General features: G+C 73.9%; 21 protein-coding genes. 8 read left to right on the top strand and 13 right to left on the bottom strand.

Annotation, left to right across the window (positions count from 1 at the left end; genetic code table 11):
• Positions 1–16 precede the first annotated feature (16 nt).
• Entirely contained in the window at positions 17–3061 is a 3045-nt protein-coding gene (locus tag HGA03_RS18265; RefSeq protein WP_168631727.1) for a bifunctional [glutamine synthetase] adenylyltransferase/[glutamine synthetase]-adenylyl-L-tyrosine phosphorylase, read from the top strand.
• On the opposite strand, the gene HGA03_RS18270 is transcribed toward HGA03_RS18265, so the two are convergent.
• The 11 genes from HGA03_RS18270 to HGA03_RS18320 form a co-directional block, all read right to left on the bottom strand.
• Positions 3052–4176, bottom strand: coding sequence for an AI-2E family transporter (locus tag HGA03_RS18270; RefSeq protein ID WP_168631728.1), 1125 nt, complete (start codon positions 4174–4176; stop codon positions 3052–3054). The two genes, HGA03_RS18265 and HGA03_RS18270, sit on opposite strands and share 10 nt — an antisense overlap.
• A 253-nt stretch (positions 4177–4429) precedes the next feature.
• Positions 4430–4798: a hypothetical protein gene (locus HGA03_RS18275; RefSeq protein WP_168631729.1), complete on the bottom strand. Its 369-nt coding sequence runs from the start codon at positions 4796–4798 to the stop codon at positions 4430–4432.
• A gap of 26 nt (positions 4799–4824) precedes the next feature.
• Positions 4825–5253, bottom strand: a complete 429-nt coding sequence (locus HGA03_RS18280) for a hypothetical protein (protein WP_168631730.1) — start codon at positions 5251–5253, stop codon at positions 4825–4827.
• Positions 5250–5660 (bottom strand): hypothetical protein, encoded by a 411-nt coding sequence (locus HGA03_RS18285; RefSeq protein ID WP_168631731.1) that lies wholly within the window; start codon positions 5658–5660, stop codon positions 5250–5252. Before HGA03_RS18285 ends, HGA03_RS18280 begins: the two co-directional genes overlap by 4 nt.
• Positions 5657–6055 carry a hypothetical protein gene (locus tag HGA03_RS18290; protein WP_168631732.1) on the bottom strand — a complete coding sequence of 133 codons (399 nt, stop codon included), beginning with the start codon at positions 6053–6055 and terminating at the stop codon, positions 5657–5659. Before HGA03_RS18290 ends, HGA03_RS18285 begins: the two co-directional genes overlap by 4 nt.
• A gap of 4 nt (positions 6056–6059) precedes the next feature.
• Positions 6060–8297, bottom strand: coding sequence for a polymorphic toxin type 15 domain-containing protein (locus HGA03_RS18295; RefSeq protein WP_168631733.1), 2238 nt, complete (start codon positions 8295–8297; stop codon positions 6060–6062).
• A 4-nt stretch (positions 8298–8301) separates the two neighbouring features.
• Positions 8302–8667, bottom strand: a complete 366-nt coding sequence (locus tag HGA03_RS18300; protein ID WP_168631734.1) for a DUF6507 family protein — start codon at positions 8665–8667, stop codon at positions 8302–8304.
• Positions 8668–8677: 10 nt separating this feature from the next.
• Positions 8678–9013 (bottom strand): hypothetical protein, encoded by a 336-nt coding sequence (locus HGA03_RS18305; protein WP_168631735.1) that lies wholly within the window; start codon positions 9011–9013, stop codon positions 8678–8680.
• On the bottom strand, positions 9013–10038 hold the full coding sequence (locus HGA03_RS18310) for a DUF6177 family protein (RefSeq protein WP_168631736.1): 1026 nt from the start codon (positions 10036–10038) through the stop codon (positions 9013–9015). Before HGA03_RS18310 ends, HGA03_RS18305 begins: the two co-directional genes overlap by 1 nt.
• Before the next feature lie 8 nt (positions 10039–10046).
• Positions 10047–10355 (bottom strand): hypothetical protein, encoded by a 309-nt coding sequence (locus tag HGA03_RS18315; protein WP_168631737.1) that lies wholly within the window; start codon positions 10353–10355, stop codon positions 10047–10049.
• 14 nt (positions 10356–10369) lie between these two features.
• Positions 10370–10711, bottom strand: a complete 342-nt coding sequence (locus tag HGA03_RS18320) for a hypothetical protein (protein ID WP_168631738.1) — start codon at positions 10709–10711, stop codon at positions 10370–10372.
• Between the two features lie 162 nt (positions 10712–10873).
• On the opposite strand from HGA03_RS18320, the gene HGA03_RS18325 reads away from it, so the two are divergent.
• Genes HGA03_RS18325 through HGA03_RS18355 form a run of 7 tightly spaced genes read left to right on the top strand, consistent with a single transcriptional unit; the run spans position 10874 to position 19308 of the window.
• Entirely contained in the window at positions 10874–11434 is a 561-nt protein-coding gene (locus HGA03_RS18325) for a T6SS immunity protein Tdi1 domain-containing protein (RefSeq protein ID WP_168631739.1), read from the top strand.
• A gap of 10 nt (positions 11435–11444) precedes the next feature.
• A complete protein-coding gene (locus tag HGA03_RS18330) occupies positions 11445–12251 on the top strand; it encodes an FHA domain-containing protein (RefSeq protein WP_168631740.1) in 807 nt (268 codons plus the stop codon).
• Complete coding sequence (locus HGA03_RS18335; protein ID WP_168631741.1) at positions 12248–12757, top strand: hypothetical protein; 510 nt, start codon at positions 12248–12250, stop codon at positions 12755–12757. Before HGA03_RS18330 ends, HGA03_RS18335 begins: the two co-directional genes overlap by 4 nt.
• Positions 12754–14022, top strand: a complete 1269-nt coding sequence (locus tag HGA03_RS18340) for an EsaB/YukD family protein (protein ID WP_168631742.1) — start codon at positions 12754–12756, stop codon at positions 14020–14022. The genes HGA03_RS18335 and HGA03_RS18340 overlap by 4 nt, the downstream gene beginning before the upstream one ends.
• Positions 14022–14837, top strand: a complete 816-nt coding sequence (locus HGA03_RS18345) for a hypothetical protein (RefSeq protein ID WP_168631743.1) — start codon at positions 14022–14024, stop codon at positions 14835–14837. The genes HGA03_RS18340 and HGA03_RS18345 overlap by 1 nt, the downstream gene beginning before the upstream one ends.
• Complete coding sequence (gene eccCa / locus HGA03_RS18350; protein ID WP_168631744.1) at positions 14834–18760, top strand: type VII secretion protein EccCa; 3927 nt, start codon at positions 14834–14836, stop codon at positions 18758–18760. Before HGA03_RS18345 ends, eccCa begins: the two co-directional genes overlap by 4 nt.
• Positions 18757–19308 carry a hypothetical protein gene (locus tag HGA03_RS18355; RefSeq protein WP_168631745.1) on the top strand — a complete coding sequence of 184 codons (552 nt, stop codon included), beginning with the start codon at positions 18757–18759 and terminating at the stop codon, positions 19306–19308. The genes eccCa and HGA03_RS18355 overlap by 4 nt, the downstream gene beginning before the upstream one ends.
• On the opposite strand, the gene HGA03_RS18360 is transcribed toward HGA03_RS18355, so the two are convergent.
• Together HGA03_RS18360 and HGA03_RS18365 are read right to left on the bottom strand one after the other, a co-directional pair.
• Entirely contained in the window at positions 19309–19554 is a 246-nt protein-coding gene (locus HGA03_RS18360; RefSeq protein WP_168631746.1) for a helix-turn-helix domain-containing protein, read from the bottom strand.
• Positions 19554–20183: a hypothetical protein gene (locus HGA03_RS18365; RefSeq protein WP_168631747.1), complete on the bottom strand. Its 630-nt coding sequence runs from the start codon at positions 20181–20183 to the stop codon at positions 19554–19556. The genes HGA03_RS18360 and HGA03_RS18365 overlap by 1 nt, the downstream gene beginning before the upstream one ends.
• Positions 20184–20766: the final 583 nt, after the last annotated feature.

Raw genomic sequence — 20766 nt, forward strand, 5'->3', positions numbered from 1 at the left:
CCGCGGGTCAGGATGGATGGATACGGTGACGGATGTGACTGCCTCCACCCCCCGGCGGACCGGGTCGCTGGCCGGACGGCTGACCCGGGCCGGCTTCGACGACGCGACCCGGGCCCAGCGGCTGCTGGCCGACACGGCACTGGTCGCGGCGACCGGGGCGGCCGACGCCGAGGGGGTGGCGGAGCTGCTGCTGCCCGCGCTCGCGGAGGCCGCCGAACCGGATCTGGCCCTGCTGGCCCTGGCGAAGATCGCCGGCGCCGACGCCGACCGGCTGGGCGCGATCCTGGCCGAGGACGGACCGGCCCGGCGACGGCTGATCGCGGTCACCGGGGCGTCGGTCGCGCTGGGCGACCAGCTCGCCGCCCACCCGGAGGACCTGGACCTGCTGGCCGACGACCGGCCCGGCACCGGGGTGGACGCCCGGGCGGTCCGTGCCGAACTGCTCACCGCGGTGGGCGCCGACCCCGATGCCGACGTCCCGGTCGCGAGCGGGACCGCCGACCACCTGCGCCGGGCCTACCGCCGACGACTGCTGCGGATCGCCGCGACCGACCTGACCAGCACCGAGCCGCTGACCCTGCTGCCGGGGGTGGCCGCCGCGATCGCCGATCTGGCCGCCGCCGCGCTGGAGGCCGCCCTGGCGGTGGCCCGCGCCGAACTGCCGGACCACGGGCGCTCGGCCCGGCTGGCCGTGATCGGGATGGGCAAGACCGGCGGTCGGGAACTGAACTACGTCTCCGACGTGGACGTGATCTACGTGGCCGAACCGGTCGAGGGCGCGGATGAGGCCCAGGCGCTGGCGGTCGCGACCAAGCTGGCGACCGGACTGGCCCGGGCCTGCGCCGGCCCGTCCGCGGAGCCGGAGCTGTGGCCGGTGGACGCGGCGCTGCGGCCGGAGGGCAAGGACGGTCCGCTGGTGCGCACCCTGGACTCGCACCGGCAGTACTACCAGCGCTGGGCTCGGACCTGGGAGTTCCAGGCGCTGCTCAAGGCCCGGCCGCTGGCCGGCGACGCCGAGCTGGGCCGGGCCTACGTCGAGGCGATGAACCCGATGGTGTGGCAGGCGGTGCAGCGGGAGAACTTCGTCGCCGACTCCCAGGCGATGCGCCGCCGGGTGGAGAACCACGTGCCCGCGGCGGAGGCGGACCGGCAGATCAAGCTCGGCAAGGGCGGTCTGCGGGACGTCGAGTTCACCGTGCAGTTGCTGCAACTCGTCCACGGGCGCAACGACGAGTCGATCCGGTCCGGCAACACCCTGACCGCATTGACCTCGCTGGCCGAGGGCGGCTACGTCGGCCGGGACCACGCCGCCGAACTCGGGGTCTGCTACCGATTCCTGCGCGCCGTGGAGCACCACAACCAGGTGCACCGGCTGCGCCGCACCCACCTGATGCCCACCGCCGAGGCCGATCTGCGCCGGCTGGGCCGGTCGGTGGGCCTGCGCACCGATGCCGCCCAGGCACTGACCGACCGGTGGCGGCAGGTGCGCCGGGACGTGCGCCGCCTGCACGAGGAGCTGTTCTACCGCCCACTGCTGCCCGCGGTGGCCCAGCTGTCCGCCGAGGAGGCCTCGCTCGCCCCGGAGGCCGCCCGGGCCCGGTTGGCGGCGATCGGCTACCTCGACCCGGCGGGCGCGATCCGGCACATCGCGGCGCTCACCGAGGGGGTGTCCCGGCGGGCGGCGATCCAGCGCCAGCTGCTGCCGGTGATGCTCGGCTGGTTCGCCGACGGTCCCGACCCGGATGGCGGACTACTGGCGTTCCGGCGACTGTCCGAGGACCTGGGCGGCACGCACTGGTACCTCAAGCTGCTGCGCGACTCCGGCACCGCCGCCCAGCGCCTGGCCACCGCGCTGTCCACCTCGCGTTACGTCGCGGACGCGCTGCGCCGGTCGCCGGAGTCGGTGGTCTGGCTGGACGACGACGCCGAACTCCAGCCCCGCGGTCCGGAGCGACTGGCCGGGGAGGCGGACGCGATCCTGACCCGCGCGCACGAGCCGGTGCCCGCGGCCACCGCCCTACGCGCGCTGCGCCGCCGCGAACTGGCCCGGACCGCCGTGGCGGACGTGCTCGGCGTGGTCACCGGGTCCCGGGCGGCGCACAGCCTGTCCACCAGCGCCGACGTGCTGGTCGCCGGTGCCCTGCGGATCGCGCTGGCCGAGGAGCGTGCCGCCAGGGGCCTGGAGGTCGACCCCACCGCGATGCTGGTGGTGGCGATGGGGCGCTATGGCGGGCAGGAGATGGGCTACGCCTCGGACGCGGACGTGATGTTCGTGCACGACCCGTACGACGGCGCCGACCCGACCCTGGCCCAGACCTTCGCGATCGGGGTCGCCACCCGGTTGCGGTCGCTGCTCGGCGCGGTCGGCCCGGAGCCCGCCCTGGAGGTGGACGCCGACCTCCGGCCGGAGGGTCGCAACGGTCCGCTGGTCCGGTCCTTCGACTCCTACGCCGAGTACTACGCCCGCTGGTCGCTGGTCTGGGAGAGCCAGGCGCTGCTGCGTGCCCGGCCGGCGGCGGGGGACACCGGCCTGGCCGGGCGGTTCGGCGAGCTGATCGACCCGCTGCGCTACCCCGAGGGCGGACTGGACGCTGCCGCCGTCCGGGAGATCCGCCGGATCAAGGCCCGGGTCGAGTCCGAGCGGCTGCCCCGGGGCGTGGACCCGACCCGGCACCTGAAGCTCGGTCGTGGCGGGATCGCCGACGTCGAGTGGACCGCCCAGCTGCTCCAGCTCCAACACGCCGGGGAGCTGCCCGCGCTGCGCACCACCGGCACCCTGGACGCATTGGCCGCCGCCCGGGACGCCGGACTGCTCGACCCCGGCGACGCGGCGGTGCTCACCGAGTCCTGGGAGCTGGCCTCCCGGCTCCGCGACGCCCTGGTGCTGTGGACCGGCCGGGCCGGGGGAGCGACCGCCGACGTCCTGCCGCACGACCGGCCCTCGATCGCCGGGATCGCCGCCGTGCTCGGCACCGCCGGGTCGGCCGCCGACCTGGAGGAGATCTGGTTGCGCGCCGCCCGCCGGTCCCGGGCCGTGGTGGAGCGGGTCTTCTATTCCTGAGCGGCGTCGTCCTCGTCGTCGTCCTCGTCCTTCTTGCGCCGCGGCTCCTCCGCCAGCAGCTCGGACTCGACCAGCTCGTGCCGCCGGAAGTAGGTCGAGGACACCGCCTGGATGGTCGCCACCACCGGCAGCGCCAGGATCGCGCCCAGCGCCCCGAACAGTGCACCGAAGGCGATCACGGACAGGAACGCCACCGCCGGGTTCAGCTGCAGCGACTTCTGCGACACCTTCGGGGTCAGGACCAGGTTCTCCACCTGCTGGTACGCCACGATGAAGATCAGCACCGCCAGCGCCTTGATCGGGTCCACGGCCAGGGCGACCAGCACCGGCGCAGCGCCACCGATGTAGGTACCGACCGTCGGCACGAACTGGCTGACCAGCCCGGTGAACACCGCCAGCGGCAGTGCGTAGGGCACGGACAGCACGGTCAGGAAGATGAAGGTCGCCACCGTGGAGATCAGGGCCAGCACCACGCGGGAGTTGATGAACCCGGCCACCTTGTCCTGGGACAGCTCCCAGATCCGCAGCACCTCACGCTGCCGGTGCGGCGCCAGATACCGGCAGACCGCGGCACGGAACTTCGGCCCCTGGCTCGCCATGTAGTAGACGACCAGCAGCACCGCGGTGAAGGTAAAGATCGTCCCGGCGACCGCGGTGGTCACGCCGAGCACCTGCCCGCCGATGTCGTCCGCGTAGCCGGAGATCGTGCTGATCAGCTCACTGGTCCGCGGCACCTCGACCCCGAACTCGGAGTCCAGCCACTCGCTGAGCTGCCGGTAGTACCGCGGCACCGACTCGACCAGGTCCACCAGCTGGCTGATGAACAGGCCGCCCATCAGTGCCAGCATCCCCGCCGCGACCAGCAGCCCGCCGATCATCGTGATCCCGGTCGCCCAGGTCCGCCGGATCCCGTGCCGCCCCAGCCAGAGGATGCCCGGTTCCATCGCCAGCGCGACGAACCAGGAGATCACCACGATCGTGATCACGTTGCCGAGCAAGCCCGCCGCCCGCCACAGCATCACCGAGACGAACACCGCCACCGCGATCATCACCAGCGCGCGCGGGAACCAGCGCGGTGGCACCGGCGACCGCCAGTGCGGCGGCAGCTCGCGCATCAGCCGGCGCTCGGCCGGTGTCAGGCGCGGGGCATCCTCGGACGCGCCACGCAGTCTGGCAGTCGGTTCCGGTTGAACGGGCATCGAGCGCTCCGGTGCTGGTCGGGACAGTGGAACTGCGCGCGAGAGTAGCGCTCAGCCGGGTCCCAGGCGCGGCGGCACGACCGGGATGGGGGTGAACCGGGGAGTCCGGGAGGACAGCGGAGGGGCGGAACAGGTCCAGGGTGCGTGCGGCGAGCGTCACCCGGGGAGTTCAGCGCACCCGGTCGAGGGCGGTGGCGGCGGAGGCGAACCCGGCGTCGGCGAACGGTCGCAGCAGGGTCTCGGCATGCGCCCGGCTCAGGCGGTCGCAACCGGCGATGGCGAACAGAGCGGCCTCGATCGCTGATCGGACCGAGAGCAGCTCGAGCGGGCCTGGGAAGTCGGCGAGGTCGAGTCCGAGGCCGGTGAACGCATGCGATGCCACGTCGGCCACGGCAGTACGCACCGGCGCCGGCACGGGCATGGCGGTCAGCGCGTGCACGGCGTCGTCCCGCTCCGGGGAGGGACGCAACGGGCCCTCGGAGAGCTGGCGCCAGGTCGCCTTGTCCTGGCGAGCGACCTCGGCCAGGAAGCCCGTCACCAGGTCGTCGTGCGTACCGCAGGGGCTCATCGAGTCCTGAGCGCACGCGCTGCGCCGCTCACTCCGGCATCCGCGAACGGCTGGAGCAGCGAACGCCGCTCTTCGGGAGAGAACACCTCCGGCGTTGCGATCGCCTGGGCTGCCGCCACCACCCGGCTCTGGATCGTCACTCGGCCCATCGGGTCGGCGAACTCGCCGGGCCGGAGATCGAGCGCGTGGAACGCGGCGAGGGCGGCGTCGTCCACCGCGATCAGGCGGCCGGCCGGGATGTCGTCGTCCGCGTCGGCGAGTCGGGCCAGGGCGTCGGCGGATTCCGCCGCGTGCTGGTCGAGCCAGGTGGCGAGCGCCGGCCAGTCGACGCTGAACCGCCCGAGGTCGCGGAGGAACTCCGCGACGAGCGCGCCGTGCGGACCGAAGGCGGGCGGCGTGCGCGCCGGACTCGGGGTGGAGATCACGGCACCCGGTCGAGGGCGGTGGCGGCCGAGGTGAAACCGGCGTCGGCGAACGGGCGCAGCAGAGTCTCGCGGTGAACTCCCGCCAGCGCGTCACCCGCGGCGATCGCGACCGCGGCGGTCTCGATGCCGCCACGGATCGAGCTGAGCCGGAACACGCCGGGGAAGTCGCCCGGGTCGAGGTCCAGGGCTAGATAGGCCTCCGTCGCCGCATCGACCACGGCGGCCCGTTCCGGATGGGGCAGGGCGATCCGGGTCAGGGCGGCGGAGGCGTCGATCCGTTCCTGGGTGGCACTGAGCGGACCGGAGGACAGTTGCTGCCAGGTGGCCGGATCCTGCCGGCCCACCTCGGTGAGGAAGGCCTCGCTGCCCGCCGTCGTGACTCGCCCACCGCGGTGGCGGCCGGTCACGGCACTCGTTCGAGTGCTTCGGCGGCCGAGGTGAAACCGTGGTCAGCGAATGGGCGCAGCAGGATTTCGCGGTGAGCTCGTTCGAGAGCAGATCCACCGGCAATGGCAAAGACGGCGCTATTGATTCTGATCGCGATCAACCCTCGCTGAAGCGGTCCCGGGAAGTCGCCGGGGTCCAGATCGAGCTGGGCATAGGCTTGCGTCCCGAGGTCGGCTACGGCTCGGCGCACGCCTTCGGGGATGTCGGCCTTGGTGATGGCATCCGTGGCGGCGACCGTGTCCTTCGTCACGTCGAGCGGACCATCGGAGATCGCCTGCCATGTCGCGAGGTCCTGGTGGGCCACCTCGTCCAGGAAAGAAACGACAAGATCGCCGTGCTGCCCGTACTTTTCCACCCCGTCAGCCTACTCCCACGGCGTCTCTCGCCGTGAATTCGACGGATATGCGAACATCGCCCCAGAGCTGGGGTGGCACGCCGGAGTTGACGAGCGACTCGAGCACCTTCTGTTTCAGGGCATCGGCGAGCCCGCTCGATGCCCACTGGCTGCCGATAGACCGGTTGACCCCCGCGTCGCCCATGCCGGTGATCTGCTGCGGGTTGCCGCCGGGGCGCTGGTCGGGTCCGTGCAGCGGCTCCAGATTGGCGAGCGTGTTCTTGGCTTGCGCGCGTGCCTCGCGCGCGGTGAGCCCGAAGTCCTCGCGCAGCCGGTGCGCCAGCAGCGTGACCTGCCGACGGCGGTAGGCGGCCTGGTTGTCCACCCGGCCCTTGAAGTCCTCGACGTTGCCCCACCACTCGCCCGCGCTCATCTGGTTCAGCGCCCGCTCCTGCAGACCGACCTGGCGCTGGAACTCGGCGAAGTCGTGTTCGGGCAGGTTCCTGCTGAACTCGATGTGGGCGGGTTCGGGCAGGCGGAGTACCCCGTCCTCGAGCACGATGTCGCCCGATTCGAGGTAGGGCCGGAGCTCGTCGGGGACCTTGCCATCCAGCAGGCGGCCGTTGAGGGTCAGCTTGCTTTCGGACAGGGTGTCCGGGTTGAGCGAGCCGACGTTGCCGTGCTCCCCGCGCGGGATGGAGTCGTAGTGCGGGTGGGCGGGGTCGTACCGGGGGTCGTTCCAGAGCCGCTCGGGGACCTGGCGGACGTCCGGCTTGCCCCACCGGTGGTCCCCGGCCCACTCCGGGGCGTGGCCGGTGGCGTTGCGAGGGTTATAGATCGAGTCGGAGACCCGCTGGGTGCCGCTGGGGAGCTGGTGGCCGCCGTGGCCGCCGTTGTCCATCATGGCCAGCAGGTTCGAGGGGTTGACCCGCATCCCGTTCGCCCCGGCGACCGCGACCTGGCCCGGGTGCATCCCGCGGAGCATGTCGTCCAGGCCGAACCGGAGCGCGTTGCTGATCCCGGAGACGATCCGCACCCCGCCCTTGACCGCCCAGGACGTGCCCTGCATGACGAACTCGCCCGCCGCACCGGCGATCCGGGCGACCTTGGCGCCGATCGACCCGGCCTTGAGCCCGGCGCCGACCTGTCCGGCGCCGGGGATGAAGAAGGTGCCGACGCTGAGCACGGCGTTGGTGCCGGCCGCGACGCCGTCCTCGGACCAGGCGTGCCACGGGTCGTCCTGGTTGTGCGGGTCGTAGCCGACCAGGCTGCCGAAGCCGCCGGCGACGGTCATCGCCCGGTCGTACATGAAGTCGGAGAACTCGTCGTCGGTGTCGCCGTTGGCGGCCTTCCAGGCGGCGACCCAGCCGACGGGGGAGGCCATCAGCAGGGTGGAGCCGACCAGGTCGCCGAGTCCGCCCCAGGCCTGGCCCCAGCCGGTGCCGGTGAAGAAGTCGCCGTTCTCCGGGTTGTAGCCGAGCACCAGCATCCCGGCGCCCTCGAGCAGGCCGGTGCCGAAGTCGGAGGCGCCCTTGCCGACCGACTCGCGGCAGTTGCGGTCCTCGGTGACCGCGCTGCCCCAGGGCATGGCGGCGTCCGGGGCGGTGAAGGCCTCCGCGGGGATGGTCTCGACCGGGGCCATGCACATGCCCTGCACCAGGCCGTTGATCGCGTTCGCGGCGGTGGCGACGGCGGCGGTGATCTCGGACAGGATGCCGGCGTACTCCTCCAGCAGCTCGGTGTTGCGCTCCACCGAGGCGCCGTCCTCGTACCAGGGCACGGTCACCTGGCGCTCGTCCACGCCGGGCACCCAGTCGAAGGCCCAGGCCATGTGGTCGCCGAAGCTCGCGTCCTTGGCGGCGGAGGCGTCCACGGTCACGCCGTCGATCACCGAGGCGCGGAAGGTGGCGGCCTCGTCCTCGACGGTCTGCAGCCGGCTCTTGAGGCCCTCCAGGGTGCCGGCGTAGGTGTCCAGGTGGCCGGCGACCTGGTCGAAGGTGCTCTTCAGCTCACCGGCGGAGGTCACCGCGGGGTCCATCAGGGCGTACACCCGGTCCTGCTCGGGTGCCTGGTACGGGCCGTTCAGCCGGCTCCAGCTCGCGTGGATGGTGTCGGTCTTGTCGGTGATCGTGCTGCCGAATCCGCGCAGGGTGGTGGCGGAGTCGGTGATCCGGCTGGTGTCCAGGTCGCCGGCCCGGGCCGGGAACGCCTCCGGGTTGATCAGGCCGCCGTCGGCCACGCACATGGTGTCGGTGATGGTCATCGCGTCACCCCTGGTACCCGTGGTCGACGAAGTACTGGAAGTCGCCGGACTCGGCGGACTTGAGCAGTTCGGCCTGGTAGGTGCCGGACATCTCCTCCTGGCCGTTGTTGTAGGCGATCACCGCGTTCGCCACGCCCAGGGTGCCGGCGGTGACCCGGTTGCCGATGTTCGCCAGGTTGGTGCCCTGGTCGGAGAGCACGGCGTTCACCGCGGCGGCGACCTCGGCGGTCAGCGCGCCGCCCCAGCTCAGGCCGTCCAGGACGCCCTGGAACTTGTCCTCGGTCAGGGCGGTGCCGAGCTCCTCGGCGGTCACCTGCACGTCGGACAGCACCGACTGCACGTCGGCGGGCTGGATCTTCCATCCGGTCATCGGTTCCTCCTCAGATCCGGTCCCGGACCACGCCACCGACCTGGGCGGCGAGTTCCTCGGCGACCGCGCGGCCGTCGGTGTCGTCCCCGAAGGGAATGGTCAGATCGGTCCACAGCGAGTAGTCCGACGGTGCGTCCGACGCGGTGACCGCCACGTGGTAGCGATCCAGGATCGGGCGGCTGGGCCAGACCGCGAGCAGGCCGCGGCCGTCGGCGGCCAGCACCTGGCGCATCCGGCCGTCGTGGTACTCGGCCAGGGCGGCGTCCGGGTGGGCGCCGGCAGCGGCCCGGGCCAGGTGCTCCGCGGTGGGCGCCTGGTCGGAGAACAACACGAGACTGGTGGGCATCAGCCGGCCTTCCCGAGGGTGGTGGCGATCTTCTCCGGGCCGATCTCCTGGGCGAAGGCGAGCAGTTGGGTCCACAGCCCGACATCCGGTTTGCCGAACCGGACCAGCAGGCTGGGCGTGCGGGGCCGGCCCAGCGGGGTGACGTCGTGGCGGGCGGCCAGCGCATCGGGGTTCAGCCCCAGGTCGTGCACGCCGCGGGCACCGATCAGCACCGCGATCGGCACCTCGGGCCGGGCACCCATCGCCCGGGTGTGTAGCCCCGGGTCGGTCTCGGCCAGCGACACGAAGGCGATGGTCGGCTGGTGCTCCTCGGCCAGGGCGGTCAGTGCTCGGGTGGCGACCGTGAGCAGCTGGTCCAGGCGCTGGGCGCGGTAGGCGCCGCGCACCACCCCGCCCTTGACGTGGTGCAGCAGGCCGGTGCGGGTCCGGGTCACGTCGACGTCGGCGATCGCCCCCGGCGCCCAGGCGTGCATCACCCGGCTGACCGGCATCTGCTCCCGGATCGCCGCGGTCATCGCCGCCGGGTCCCACGCCGCGAGCAGCGGTTCGGCCGGGCCCCACAGCCGCGGCTCCGGTCCACCGAGCCCGGTCAGCATGGTCTCCACCAGCGGGCCGACGCTCACGTCCGCCTCCGCCCGGGTGTGGGCGTGCACGTCGAACATCAGCGCGCCGCTGCGCCCGCTCACCTCGTCGCGCTCGAAGGAGTAGCCGGGCAGCCGGGACCGGCGCAGGCGGCGGCCCGCCCAGGCGTCCTCGACCCGCTCGGTCTTGTACCCGGTGAGACCGTTGAACACCCCGCTCGGTGCGCGCACCAGCCAGTACCCGCCGGCCCGGCGCATGGCGGCGGTCAGGAACGGGGACAGGGTCGCCTTGACGTCGGTGAGCAGCACCGGCTTCTGGCCGTCCGCGACCGCCGCCTCCAGCCAGGCCGTGACGGGCTGGTCGAGGATGACGGAGCGGGTGAACGCGGCGTAGAGCGAGTACTCCTCGGTCCACTCGTCCGCGACCGGATGGGCGATCTCCATGGCGCCGATCAGTCCGGGATGGCGGCAGCGGCGCGCTGCAGACCACGCCGGGCGATCTCGTCGTTCTCGGCCAGTGAGTTGCGGATGGCGCTGATGATCCCGCGGACCTCGGTGCCGGCCGCGTTCCACTGTGCCTCGACGCCGGCGTAGCGGTCCGAGACCCCGTCGGCGGAGTACACCGCCATCGCGGCCTTCACGTCCTGGTCGCGGCGGGCGAGCGCGGCCTCCAGGGCGGCGGCGGCCCGCTCGAAGTTGGACTGCGCCGACTGGGAGGCGGCGATGTCGTAGTCGTTGCGGTCGATCTGGTTGCTCGACATGGGATGGCCCCTCCTCAGCGCGGCGCGAACTTGGACGTGTCGGCCCCGGCGAAGTCCGCGGCGCCCTCGGCCGAGTGGTGCGTGTCGGCACCCTCGTCCGCGGCGGTCACGAAGGCCAGGTTCTGGCCGGAGATCGACTGGGTGATGCCGACCAGGGCGTGCGACAGGGTGGCGGCCACCTCGTCCGTGCGCTCCTTGAACGAGATGAACGCGGCCTTGGCCGTGCCGTTGAAGGTCCCCTCCAGCGGCTCGGCGGCATCCACCAGGTTCCGCACCAACTGGGCGAGGTCGTCCGACTCCGTCGAGGTCTTGCGGCCGAGCACCTGCAGCGCGTCGGCTTCCATGGCGAACTTCATGGCTCTCCTCATAGGGTGTGGGCGATTTGTCCGACCCGCGCACGACCGTAAACGACATCTGGCGTCACGGCCAGGGCGACACCCGGTCAGCGGAGTCCTGCACTCGCGTCCCGCGGAGGGACAGGTACCGTCGGGCCGGACCCACCCTCGCGAGGAGACCTCATGCCGACATTCGCCCAGTTCAGCCAGGTGGCACCGCTCGACCCGGACACGCTGGCGCGCTACGCCGGACGGGTGCCGGAGCCGGTGCTCACCGCCTGGACGGAGCACGGCTCGGGGCTGATCGGCGAGGACGGTTACGTCCGGCTGCTCGACCCTGACCACGCACTTCGCAAGCTGGACGGCGTGATCGGGATGCCGGAGGGCACGGTGCCGGTGTTCGTCACCGGAATGGGTGATCTTCTGCTCTGGATCAATCCGGTGTTCCATCTGGTCCGGTTCCGCTGGGGCACCATCGAGGCGTTCAGCGCCGACCCGGCGGGCCTGATCGCCGACCTGCAGCAGCCGCAGATGCTGGACCAGGTGCTCGAGCGCGAGCCGTACACCGCCGCCGTCCCTCGCCTGGGCATCCCCGGCATCGACCAGTGCTTCGGCTATGTCCCGCTGCTCGCGCTGGGTGGCAGCCCCGACCCGTCGCACCTCGACCTGGGCGGCCTCTGGGAGCATCTGGCGCTGATCGTGCACCTGGCCGGCCTGCCCCGGCCCCGGACCGACCTCGGATGAGTCCGGTCCGATGACCACCGGGGTGCACGCCTTCCGCGCCGTCCCGGCCGACGGTGCCGGGATCACCCGGATCTCCGGCGGGGACCGCTCCGCCGTGCCGGTCGAGGCCCTGCTGTCCGGCACCGTGCCGTCGCACGGGTGGCGCCGGGCCTGGGCGGCGGTCGACGGTGTCCTGCTCCTGGTCGCCGCGTCGCTGGGGTTCTGGCACTGGACGGCCGGGGTGCTGGCCGTGCTCGCGGTGGCCGCCTGGGACGTCGACGACCTCACCCGCACCGGCCGCACCCTCGGCCAGCGGCTGCTCGGCCTGCGCACCGTCGACACCGGCACCGCCCTGCCGCCCCGCCGCGGGATGCAGCACTGGGCCACCGTCGACCTGCGCGCCGGCGCCGACCCGCTCGCCCTGGTGCCGCTGGCGGTGCCCCGGCTGCCCGGCGGCCTGGACCCGTGGTCGCCGCGCCGGGCGGAGAGCGCCGCGTCGGTGGCAGTGTTGGTCGACGACGGCACCGTGCTGGCCATCGCCGGGTCCACCATCCTGGGCCGCTCCCCGCAGGACCCGGTGCACGCGGTGGCGCGGGTGACCGACCTCAGCCGCACCCTGTCCCGCAACCACGTGCTGCTGGAGCCGGAGGAGGCCGGGGTCCGGGTGACCGACCTCGGCTCGGCGAACGGCACCGCGGTGGCCGAGCCCGGTGCGGCGTTCCGGCCGTTGGACCCGCACCAGGGGGTGCTGGTGCCGCTCGGCGCCCGGATCGCGATCGGCGAGCGGGTGCTGCTGCTGGCCGACCCGGCCGCGGTGGCCACGGGGGTGATGGCGTGATCGACCGGGACCAGATCCTGCTGGAGTCCACCCGGACCCACCGGGAGCGGGTGAGCTCGGCGCTGATGTTCGGTGCCCTGGACCAGCGCCGGGCGGTGCCGACCAACCTGGGCCGGTTCATCGGCTCGGTGGTGCTGGCCGCCGTCGCCGGGGTCGGCTGCCTGGGCTTCTCCTTCGTCAAGGACCAGCTGGACAGCCGCCGGGAGACCTCCGCCGTGGAGTCGCTCACCGCCGCGATGGCCGCCAACCCGCTGCCGACCTCGGACACCCTCACCGCGGACGAGGAGACCGGCTTCCTGCGCGACCAGAGCACCGGCGAGCTGATCGACCCGCGGACCGGCTTCCCGGTGGACGAGGACACCGGCTACGTGCGCAACCCGGACGGCCGGTGGATCGACCCGCGCACCGGCTGGTTCGTCGACCCGGCGTCCGGCTACCTGACCGACCCGTCCAGCGGAGTGACCGTCGACCCGGTGTCGATGCGAGTGGTGGAGGAGGACCAGTGAGCGGTGGCTACACCCGGCTGACCGTGCAGGGGGCCGCGCGCAAGGCCGACGTCGTGCTGCCGGACGACGAGCCGGTCGCCGCGCTGCTGCCGCCGCTGCTGGACCTGCTCGCCGAGGACCGGTCCGGGTCGGGCCGGCCGGTCACGCTGACCACGCTGCTCGGCCAGCAGGTGGACCTGACCCGCACCCTGGCCGAACAGGAGCTGGCGCAGGGCACTCTGCTGCGGGTGGTCCGGGTCGACCAGGCCCCGCCGCCGCCCGAGGTCGCCGATGTCACCGACGTGGTCGCCGAGGCGCTGGCCGCCCGGCCGGACCGCTGGCGGCCGGTGTGGGGCCTGGCCGCGACCGCCGGGGTGGCCGCGGTCGCCGGCTGGCTGGCGGGCGCGGCGCTGGATCCGGGGGCCGGGGCGCTCGCAGCCGCCCTGACCACCCTGCTCGCCACCGCACTGGCCCGGCTGCACCGCACCGGCCCCGCCTGGGTGCTCGCGGCCGCCGCCGCCGGTGGTGCACTCGCCCTCGCCCCGGCCCTCGATCTGCCCTTGCCGACCGCGCTGGCCGCCTGGGGGATGCTCGGCCTGATCGCCGCGCTGGTCGGGGGGCTGGGCGCCGGCCGGGTGTCCGCCGGGCTGGGTGGCGCCACGGCGGTGCTGCTCGCCGGGCTGGTCCCGGTGCTGGAGCCGATGGCGACCGAGCGGGGCGCGCTGGCCGCGGCCGGGGTGCTGGCGGTGCTGCTGCTCGGGGTGCTGCCCGGGCTGGCGATGACCGCCTCCGGGCTGAACGGGTTGGACGACCGGGCGGTGGAGGGCCGCCGCCCCGGTCGCCGCCGGGTGCTGCACGCCGTCGACGAGACCTACCGGGCGCTGACCTGGGCCACCGTCGCCGCCGCCGGGGTGGTGGCAGTCACCGGGTGGCTGCTGGTGCGCGGGGACCTGATCTGGTCCACCGTGCTCGGCGGGGTGCTCGGCCTGCTGGTGCTGCTCCGGGCCCGCGTGCTGCCGCTGGCCCCACAACGACTGGCGCTGATCGCCGCCGGGGTCGCGGTCGCGGTGGGCTGGGCGCTGACCCGCGAGCCGGAGGCGGTGCTGATCGGCGCCGGGGTGGTGCTGCTGGTCGCCGCGGTGATCTCCGGGCTGCGCGCGACCGGACCGCTGGCCGCCCGGTTGCGCCGGCTCGCGTCGGTGGTCGAGCTGCTGGCGGTGCTGGCGACGGTGCCGCTGTTGCTGGCGATGCTCGGCGTGTTCGGCGACCTGGTCGGGACGTTCTGATGGGGGTGGTCGCCCGGGTGCTGGCCTCCGCGCTGCCGGAACGGGTCGCCGAGTTCACCGCGCTGGACACTCGGGTGCGGGCGCCGCTGGCACTGAGCAGCCGGGTCGGGGTGGTCGGGGTCGCCGCCGGGGCGGGTTGTTCCACCGTCGCCGGGCTGCTCGCCTCCACCCTGGCCGCCCGCCGGGAGCACCGGGTGCTGGCGGTGAACGCCTCGGCCGGCAACCGGTCCGCGCTCTGGCACGCCGGGTGCACGGTCGCGGCCGGCACCACCCAGGACCGGGACGCCACCCGGCGTGCCGCCCGCAGCGGTGAGGAGGTGACCGCCGGTCTGGTGCGCACCCCGGTCGGGCTGTTCTGCCTGGACCTGGCCGACGACGCCGGGCCGGTGCCGGAGGACCGCTGGTGGCGGGCGCTGGGGCCGGCCGGGCGGTTCTTCGACCTGGTGGTGACCGACTGGGGTGCCCGCACCGGTGCGCAGGCCGGTCCGGCGGTCTCGGCCAGCTCGGTGCTGTGCGTGGTCGCCGAGGCCGAGCGCGCGTCGCTGCAGCATGCCGTCGACCTGGCCGCTGCCACCGGACTGCCCGCGGTGATCGCCGCGGTGGACCTGCGTGGTGCCCGGCCGCGCTGGCTGCGCGAACTCGCCGCCCGGTCGGCGGTCCCGGTGGTGCCGGTCCCGCACGACCCGGCGCACGGTTCACCGCGACCCCTGCCCGCGGACCGGCTGTCCGCCGCGACCAGCCTGGCCACCCTCCGGCTGGCCGCCGCCCTGGTCGACGCCGCCGCACCTCTCGCGCCGGTAGGGGTGACCCGGTGACCGCCACCGTCGTGCACCGGCCGACCCGGTCCACCGTCCCGCTCACCCCGCCGGGGGAGAAGGTGCTCGCCGCCCCGCCGCCGCTGGAGGACGACCGCGGCGGCCGCACCCCGCTGCAGTTCCTGCTGCCGGTGGTCGGGGCGATGTCCTCGGTCGTGATGATGGTGGTGCTGCGCAACGGCCAGCCGCTGTTCCTGGTGGTCGCCGCGCTGGTGTTCGTGGTCGCGATCATCGGTGGCGTCGGCTTCGCGCTGACCAGCCGGGGCCGGGCCGCGCGCCAGGCCCGCAGCCGTCGTGAGCAGTACCTGGACTACCTGGAACGGCTGCGCGGCGACCTGACCGCCGAGGCCGCCACCGCCCGCGCCCGGGCGGTCACCCTGCATCCCGACCCGCCCGCGCTGGCCGGGGTGGCCCGCGATCCCGCCCGGGTCTGGGAGCGCCGCCGCCGGGATGCCGACTACCTGTCCGCCCGGATCGGCGTCGGGCCGGTGCCGTGGTTCGACCTGCGGGTGCCGCCGCCGGAGTCGCCGGTGCAGCCGCACGACCCGCTGATGTCCGCCGAGGTCGGCCTGGTCACCGAGCAGTTCGCCCGGGTGGACGGGATGCCGGTGCCGATCGACCTGCGCTCCGCCGGGGTGGTCGCGGTGGTCGGCGACCGCAGCCGCACCGTCCCGCTGGTGCGCGCCCTGCTGTTGCAGCTCGCGGTCGCGCACAGCCCGGACGACCTCTCCCTGGCCGCCGCCTACGCCGAGGACCGGGCCAGCGACTGGGCCGGGCTCGACCTGCTGCCGCACACCCAGGACCCGGACGTCTTCGACGGACCGGTGCCCGCCCGCCGGGTCGCCCCCGATCTGGGCACCCTGAGCCGGGTGCTCGGCCGCACGCTGGGGGAGCGGCTGCAACACGCCCGGGCCGCCCGCCGCACCGGCGCCACACCCGGCCCGGCGGCCCGGCTGCTGGTGATCGCCGACGATCACGGCGGGCGGGCCGGGACGCTGGCGGTGCCCGGCGCGGACACCCGGGCGCTCGGGATCGGGGTGCTGCATCTGGTGGACGACCAGTTGGACGAGCCGGAGGACGTGGACGTCCGGATCGTGCTCACCGAGGACGGCGGGACGCTCACCCTCGCCCCCGGCACCGCGGCCGCCACTGAGACGCCGTTCACCCCGGACCTAGTCGGCGGCGCCCTGTTCACCGCCACCGCCCGGGTGCTCGCCGCGCTGCGCACCGCCCAGGTGCTCGCCCCGGACGAGGACGACGACCGCACGCCCGCGGTGCACGACCTGCTCGGCATCGACGGCCCCGCCGCCCTGGACCCGGCCACGCTGTGGGCGCCCCGCGCGGCGGAGGACTTCCTGCGGGTCCCGTTCGCCTGGGACGACGCCGGCAACCCGGTGGAACTCGACCTCAAGGAGTCCGCCCAGCTCGGGATGGGCCCGCACGGCATCTGCGTCGGCGCCACCGGCTCCGGCAAGTCCGAGATGCTGCGCACGCTGCTGCTGTCCCTCGCGCTGACCCACCCGCCCGAGGACCTGGCGATGATCCTGGTCGACTACAAGGGCGGGGCGGCCTTCGCACCGCTGGGCCCGCTGCCGCACCTGGCCGGGCTGATCGACAACCTCGCCGACGACGCGCAGCTCACCACCCGGGCCCGGTCGTCGATCGCCGGTGAGGTGCTGCGCCGCCAGCGGATCCTCAAGGACGCCGGGTCGCTGCCGTCGATCACCGCCTACCGCCGGCTGCGCGCCACCGAGCGACCGGAGCTGCCGCCGCTGCCGCACCTGTTCCTGGTGATCGACGAGTTCGGCGAACTGCTCACCGCCGAGCCGGAATTCATCGACCTGTTCCTGCAGATCGGCCGGATCGGGCGCTCGATCGGCGTGCACCTGCTGCTGTCCAGCCAGCGGGTCGAGGGCGGCAAGCTGCGCGGCCTGGACACCTACCTGTCCTACCGGCTGGGCCTGCGCACCTTCTCGGAGAGCGAGTCGCAGGTCGTGCTCAACACCGCGGACGCCTACCACCTGCCCGCGCTGCCCGGGTACGGCTACCTCAAGGTCGACACCAGCGTCTACACCCGGTTCCGGGCCGGCTACGTCTCCGGGCCGGCCGGGCGGGTCGAGGAACCCTCCGTCGATCCCGGCGACCTGGTGCTGGCGGTGCCGCCGTACAACGGGCTGCGCGGCCGGGGCCAGGGGGTGGCCGCCGTGCTTCCGGACGAGGACGGGCCGTCCCTGGTCGACGAGGTGGTCCGGCGACTGCGCACTCCCGAGCGGGCGGTGCGGCCGGTGTGGCTGTCCCCGCTGCCCGACCGGTTGGGCCTGGGCGCCGTGGTCGATCAGGCCGACCGGGACGGTGCCGGGTTGTCCGCGGTGATCGGCCTGGTCGACGACCCGGCACGCCAGGCCCAGGAGCCGTGGCGGCTGGACCTCACCCGGGCCGGCGGCCACGTCGCGGTGATCGGCGCACCCCAGTCCGGCCGGACCACGGTGCTGCGGACCCTGGCGAGCTCGCTGGCGCTGACCGCCACCCCGCGGCAGGTCGCCGTCTACGGCATGGACCTGACCGGCGGCGGGCTGGCCCGGATCGAGGGCTTCCCGCATGTCGGCGGGGTTGCCACCCGGGCGCACCGGGAACGCCTGGTCCGGTTGCTCGAGGAGCTCACCGGCATGCTGCGGCAGCGGGAGGACGTGTTCCGCGACCGGGGCATCGACTCGGTGGCCCAGCTGCGCGCCTGGCACGCCGACGGACGCCTGCCCGAACTGCCCGCCGCGGAGGTGGTGCTGCTGGTCGACGGCTACGGCCAGCTGCGCACCGACTTCCCCGAACTGGAGGACCCGTTCGTCTCGGTGCTGCAACGCGCCGCGTCCTTCGGGATCCACCTGGTGCTCGGCCTGACCCGGTGGAGCGATGTCCGGATGGCGCACCAGTCGCTGATCGGCACCCGGATCGAGCTGCGCCTGAACGACCCGGCGGACTCCTCGGTGGACCGCAAGCTGTCCGCCACCATCACCCCGGAGACCCCCGGGCGCGCGCTGCTGGACGACCGGCGGTTCGGCCAGGTCGCCCTGCCGGTGCTGGACGCGGTCGCCGACGACGCCATCGGGGTGGAGCTGGTCGAGCTGGCCGCCCGCACCGCCGCCGCCTGGTCCGGGCCGGCCGCCGCACCGATCCGCCTGCTGCCCACCGTCGTCGACCCCGCCGACCTGCCGGACCGGTTCGACGAGCCGGAGGCGGTGCCGCTCGGCCTGCGCCAGGACACCATGGAGGCCGCCCTCTGGGAACTCACCGCCGACGAGCCGCACCTGCTGGTCCTCGGCGACACCCGCTGCGGCAAGTCCACCCTGCTGCGCACCCTGGCGGTCGGCCTGCAGGACCGGTTCACCGCCGACGAGGTCACCATCGCCGTGATGGACGTCCGCGGCCAGGTGTCCGACGTGATCGGCGAGGACTACCTGGCGGCGCATGCCCGCAGCCCGCAGCAGGCCCGGGGCCTGGCGACCTCGATCGCCGCCGAGCTCGACAAGCGCCCCACCCGGGACGAGCACACCCGCGCCCGCGAACCGCGGATCGTGCTCCTGGTCGACGACCACGACGTGATCGCCGCCGGGGGAGTCGACCCGCTGGAGCCGCTGCTGCCGTACCTGCCCAGCGCCCGGGACCTCAAGCTGCACGTGGTGGTCACCCGACCGGTCGCCGGGGCCGGCCGGGCCCTGTTCCAGCAGTCGTTGCAGATCGTCCGGGACACCGGGGCGTCCAGCCTGATCATGTCCGGCGAGCGGTCCGAGGGCCCGCTGATCGGCCGGGTGCACGCCGAGCGGTTCCCGGCCGGCCGGGGCCGCCTGGTCCGCCGTGGGCAGCCGCCGTTCATCGTGCAGACCGCCCTGACACCGGCCGCCGAGCCGGCAGCGGAGGGCGACCGGTGAGCGCGCTGACCGTGGTCGGCACCGGTGGGGGAGTCGGGACCACCACGCTGGCCGCCCTCGCATTCCGGGCGGTGCGCGACCACCCGGAGGGTGCGCCGTGGCTGATCGGCGCCGCCGACCGTGACCTGGCGCTGCGGGTCGGCGACGATCGTGCGGACCGGATCCGGGTCGACCATGCGGTGCGGGACGCCGGGGTACTGCGCACGGATGCGCCGGTCGCCCCGCTGGTCGCCGACGGTGCGGCGCTCGCGGTGGTCACGCCGTGGTCGCCGGTCGGGCTGTCCGACGCCCGGGCCGTGGTGGACCGGGTCAGCGCCGCCGACCCCGAGGCGATCCGGCGCACCGCGGTGGTGCTGGTCGGCCGCCGGGGCTGGCGCGGTGGCCGCAACGGTGCCGATGCCTGGCCGGACGCCGTGCCTGTGCTGCACCTGCCCTACGACCCGGCCCTGCACCGGCCCGGGCCCGTGCCGGAGCTCGCCGGTCTCGGCCGCGCAGCCCGGGAGGGGGCCGCCGCCTGGCAGGACCTGGTCGCCCGGCTGCTGGCCTGACTAGCGCGCCGGGCGGCCTGGGGGCGGGGCCACCACCAGCAGGTCGCCGACCTGGCAGCCCAGCACATCGCAGATTGCGGTCAGGGTGGAGAACCGGATCGCCTTCGCCCGGTCGTTCTTCAGCACCGACAGGTTCACCACCGTCACTCCGACCAGCTCCGCCAGCCGCGCCAGTGTCATCCCGCGCTCGGCCAGCAGCTCGTCCAGCCGGCAGTGCACCCGGCCGACATCGTCCTGGGGCGGCATCAGACCAGCCCTTCGGTGTCCCGCTGCATCCGCTCCCCGGCACTGAACGCCGCGGCCAGCGCCCCCATCGCGATCGCCGCGAAGATCGGCAGCCAGGCGGTCGGCGTGTCCTCGATCACCGAGTGCGGGGAGAACGCGTCGGCGCCCTCGGGCCCCGCGACCTGGACCAGTGCCCAGTTCGACGTGAACAGCGTGCACCCCAGGTCCAGCACCCAGGCGCCCGCGATGACCAGCGAGATCGACGTGATGATCCAGGTGTTGGTCCGGGAGAAGAACTGCCCGCGCAGGATGTTCCGGCTCAGGATCAGCACCAGCACCGCCACCGCGATCGTCGCCAGCGGCACCACCGCTACCGCACCGACTGCCCAGATCATCATGAACGGTCCCAGGTCGGACACCGCGACTTGCGCCGAGGACACCCCAGCGGCGACCGGCGTGCCACCCGGCCCGATCGGCAGCGGCAGCTCCGCGCCCGACAGCAGCACGGTGACGTCGACCTCCGGCTCGCTGAACAGGGGGATCAGCCCGCGCACCAGCACGATCAGGTTCCACACCACGACGATCGCGCCGAAGACCAGCACGCTCCACTGGTCCCCGGCTCGCGCCAACCAGGACTGCGTCTGCCGCATGACCCGGCCTCCGTTCATATCGTTGGTCGATAACATCGAGAAACGATATGGGCTGGGGTCGGTGGTGTCCAGCTCGATCGGCGCGGCCCGGCGGTGGCGCCGACGCCGGGTGTGGGCAGGATGTCCGAGGCCGGGTGCCGGTGGATGCGGGCTCGGGGGTCGGACACGTCACCCGGGAGGACTCCGAAGAACTTCACGGTGGCGCTCGCGCGGCACCCCGCGGTGAGTCGGGGTGTCGCCGGGCGAGGCAGGTGTGTGGATGGTCAGAAGGGTGGTGGGTCGTCGAGTTCGGCCTGGGTCAGGGCCCGCCCGGTGAGCCATCGGGGGTCGGTCGAGAGGTGTGCGGGTGCTTGGTCAGCGCCCGGGCGTAGCCGGTACCTGTGTCCGGTGGGGGTGAGCCATTCGAAGACCCCGGGTTCGGGTTGGCGCAGCACGAACCCGGCCCCGGACTTCAACGTGTGGTCGTGGCGGCACAGGGGCCCGAGGTTGGTCGCGGCGGTGGTGCCGGGCGGGGGTGGTGGTTGCCCGGGTGGTGTGGGGGGTGGGCCGTTGAACTCGATGGTGTGGTCCAGGTCGCATCTGG

The organism is Cellulomonas denverensis (assembly GCF_012396125.1).
GTDB classification, from domain to species: Bacteria; Actinomycetota; Actinomycetes; order Actinomycetales; family Cellulomonadaceae; genus Cellulomonas; species Cellulomonas denverensis.

Excerpts from the sequence above, each read along its gene's own strand:
- HGA03_RS18265 (WP_168631727.1), top strand. The coding sequence starts at position 17 with ATGGATACGGTGACGGATGTGACTGCCTCCACCCCCCGGCGGACCGGG.
- HGA03_RS18270 (WP_168631728.1), bottom strand. The coding sequence starts at position 4,176 with ATGCGCGAGCTGCCGCCGCACTGGCGGTCGCCGGTGCCACCGCGCTGG.
- HGA03_RS18295 (WP_168631733.1), bottom strand. The coding sequence starts at position 8,297 with ATGACCATCACCGACACCATGTGCGTGGCCGACGGCGGCCTGATCAAC.
- HGA03_RS18300 (WP_168631734.1), bottom strand. The coding sequence starts at position 8,667 with ATGACCGGATGGAAGATCCAGCCCGCCGACGTGCAGTCGGTGCTGTCC.
- HGA03_RS18305 (WP_168631735.1), bottom strand. The coding sequence starts at position 9,013 with ATGCCCACCAGTCTCGTGTTGTTCTCCGACCAGGCGCCCACCGCGGAG.
- HGA03_RS18310 (WP_168631736.1), bottom strand. The coding sequence starts at position 10,038 with ATGGAGATCGCCCATCCGGTCGCGGACGAGTGGACCGAGGAGTACTCG.
- HGA03_RS18315 (WP_168631737.1), bottom strand. The coding sequence starts at position 10,355 with ATGTCGAGCAACCAGATCGACCGCAACGACTACGACATCGCCGCCTCC.
- HGA03_RS18320 (WP_168631738.1), bottom strand. The coding sequence starts at position 10,711 with ATGAAGTTCGCCATGGAAGCCGACGCGCTGCAGGTGCTCGGCCGCAAG.
- HGA03_RS18325 (WP_168631739.1), top strand. The coding sequence starts at position 10,874 with ATGCCGACATTCGCCCAGTTCAGCCAGGTGGCACCGCTCGACCCGGAC.
- HGA03_RS18330 (WP_168631740.1), top strand. The coding sequence starts at position 11,445 with ATGACCACCGGGGTGCACGCCTTCCGCGCCGTCCCGGCCGACGGTGCC.
- HGA03_RS18345 (WP_168631743.1), top strand. The coding sequence starts at position 14,022 with ATGGGGGTGGTCGCCCGGGTGCTGGCCTCCGCGCTGCCGGAACGGGTC.
- HGA03_RS18360 (WP_168631746.1), bottom strand. The coding sequence starts at position 19,554 with ATGCCGCCCCAGGACGATGTCGGCCGGGTGCACTGCCGGCTGGACGAG.
- HGA03_RS18365 (WP_168631747.1), bottom strand. The coding sequence starts at position 20,183 with ATGCGGCAGACGCAGTCCTGGTTGGCGCGAGCCGGGGACCAGTGGAGC.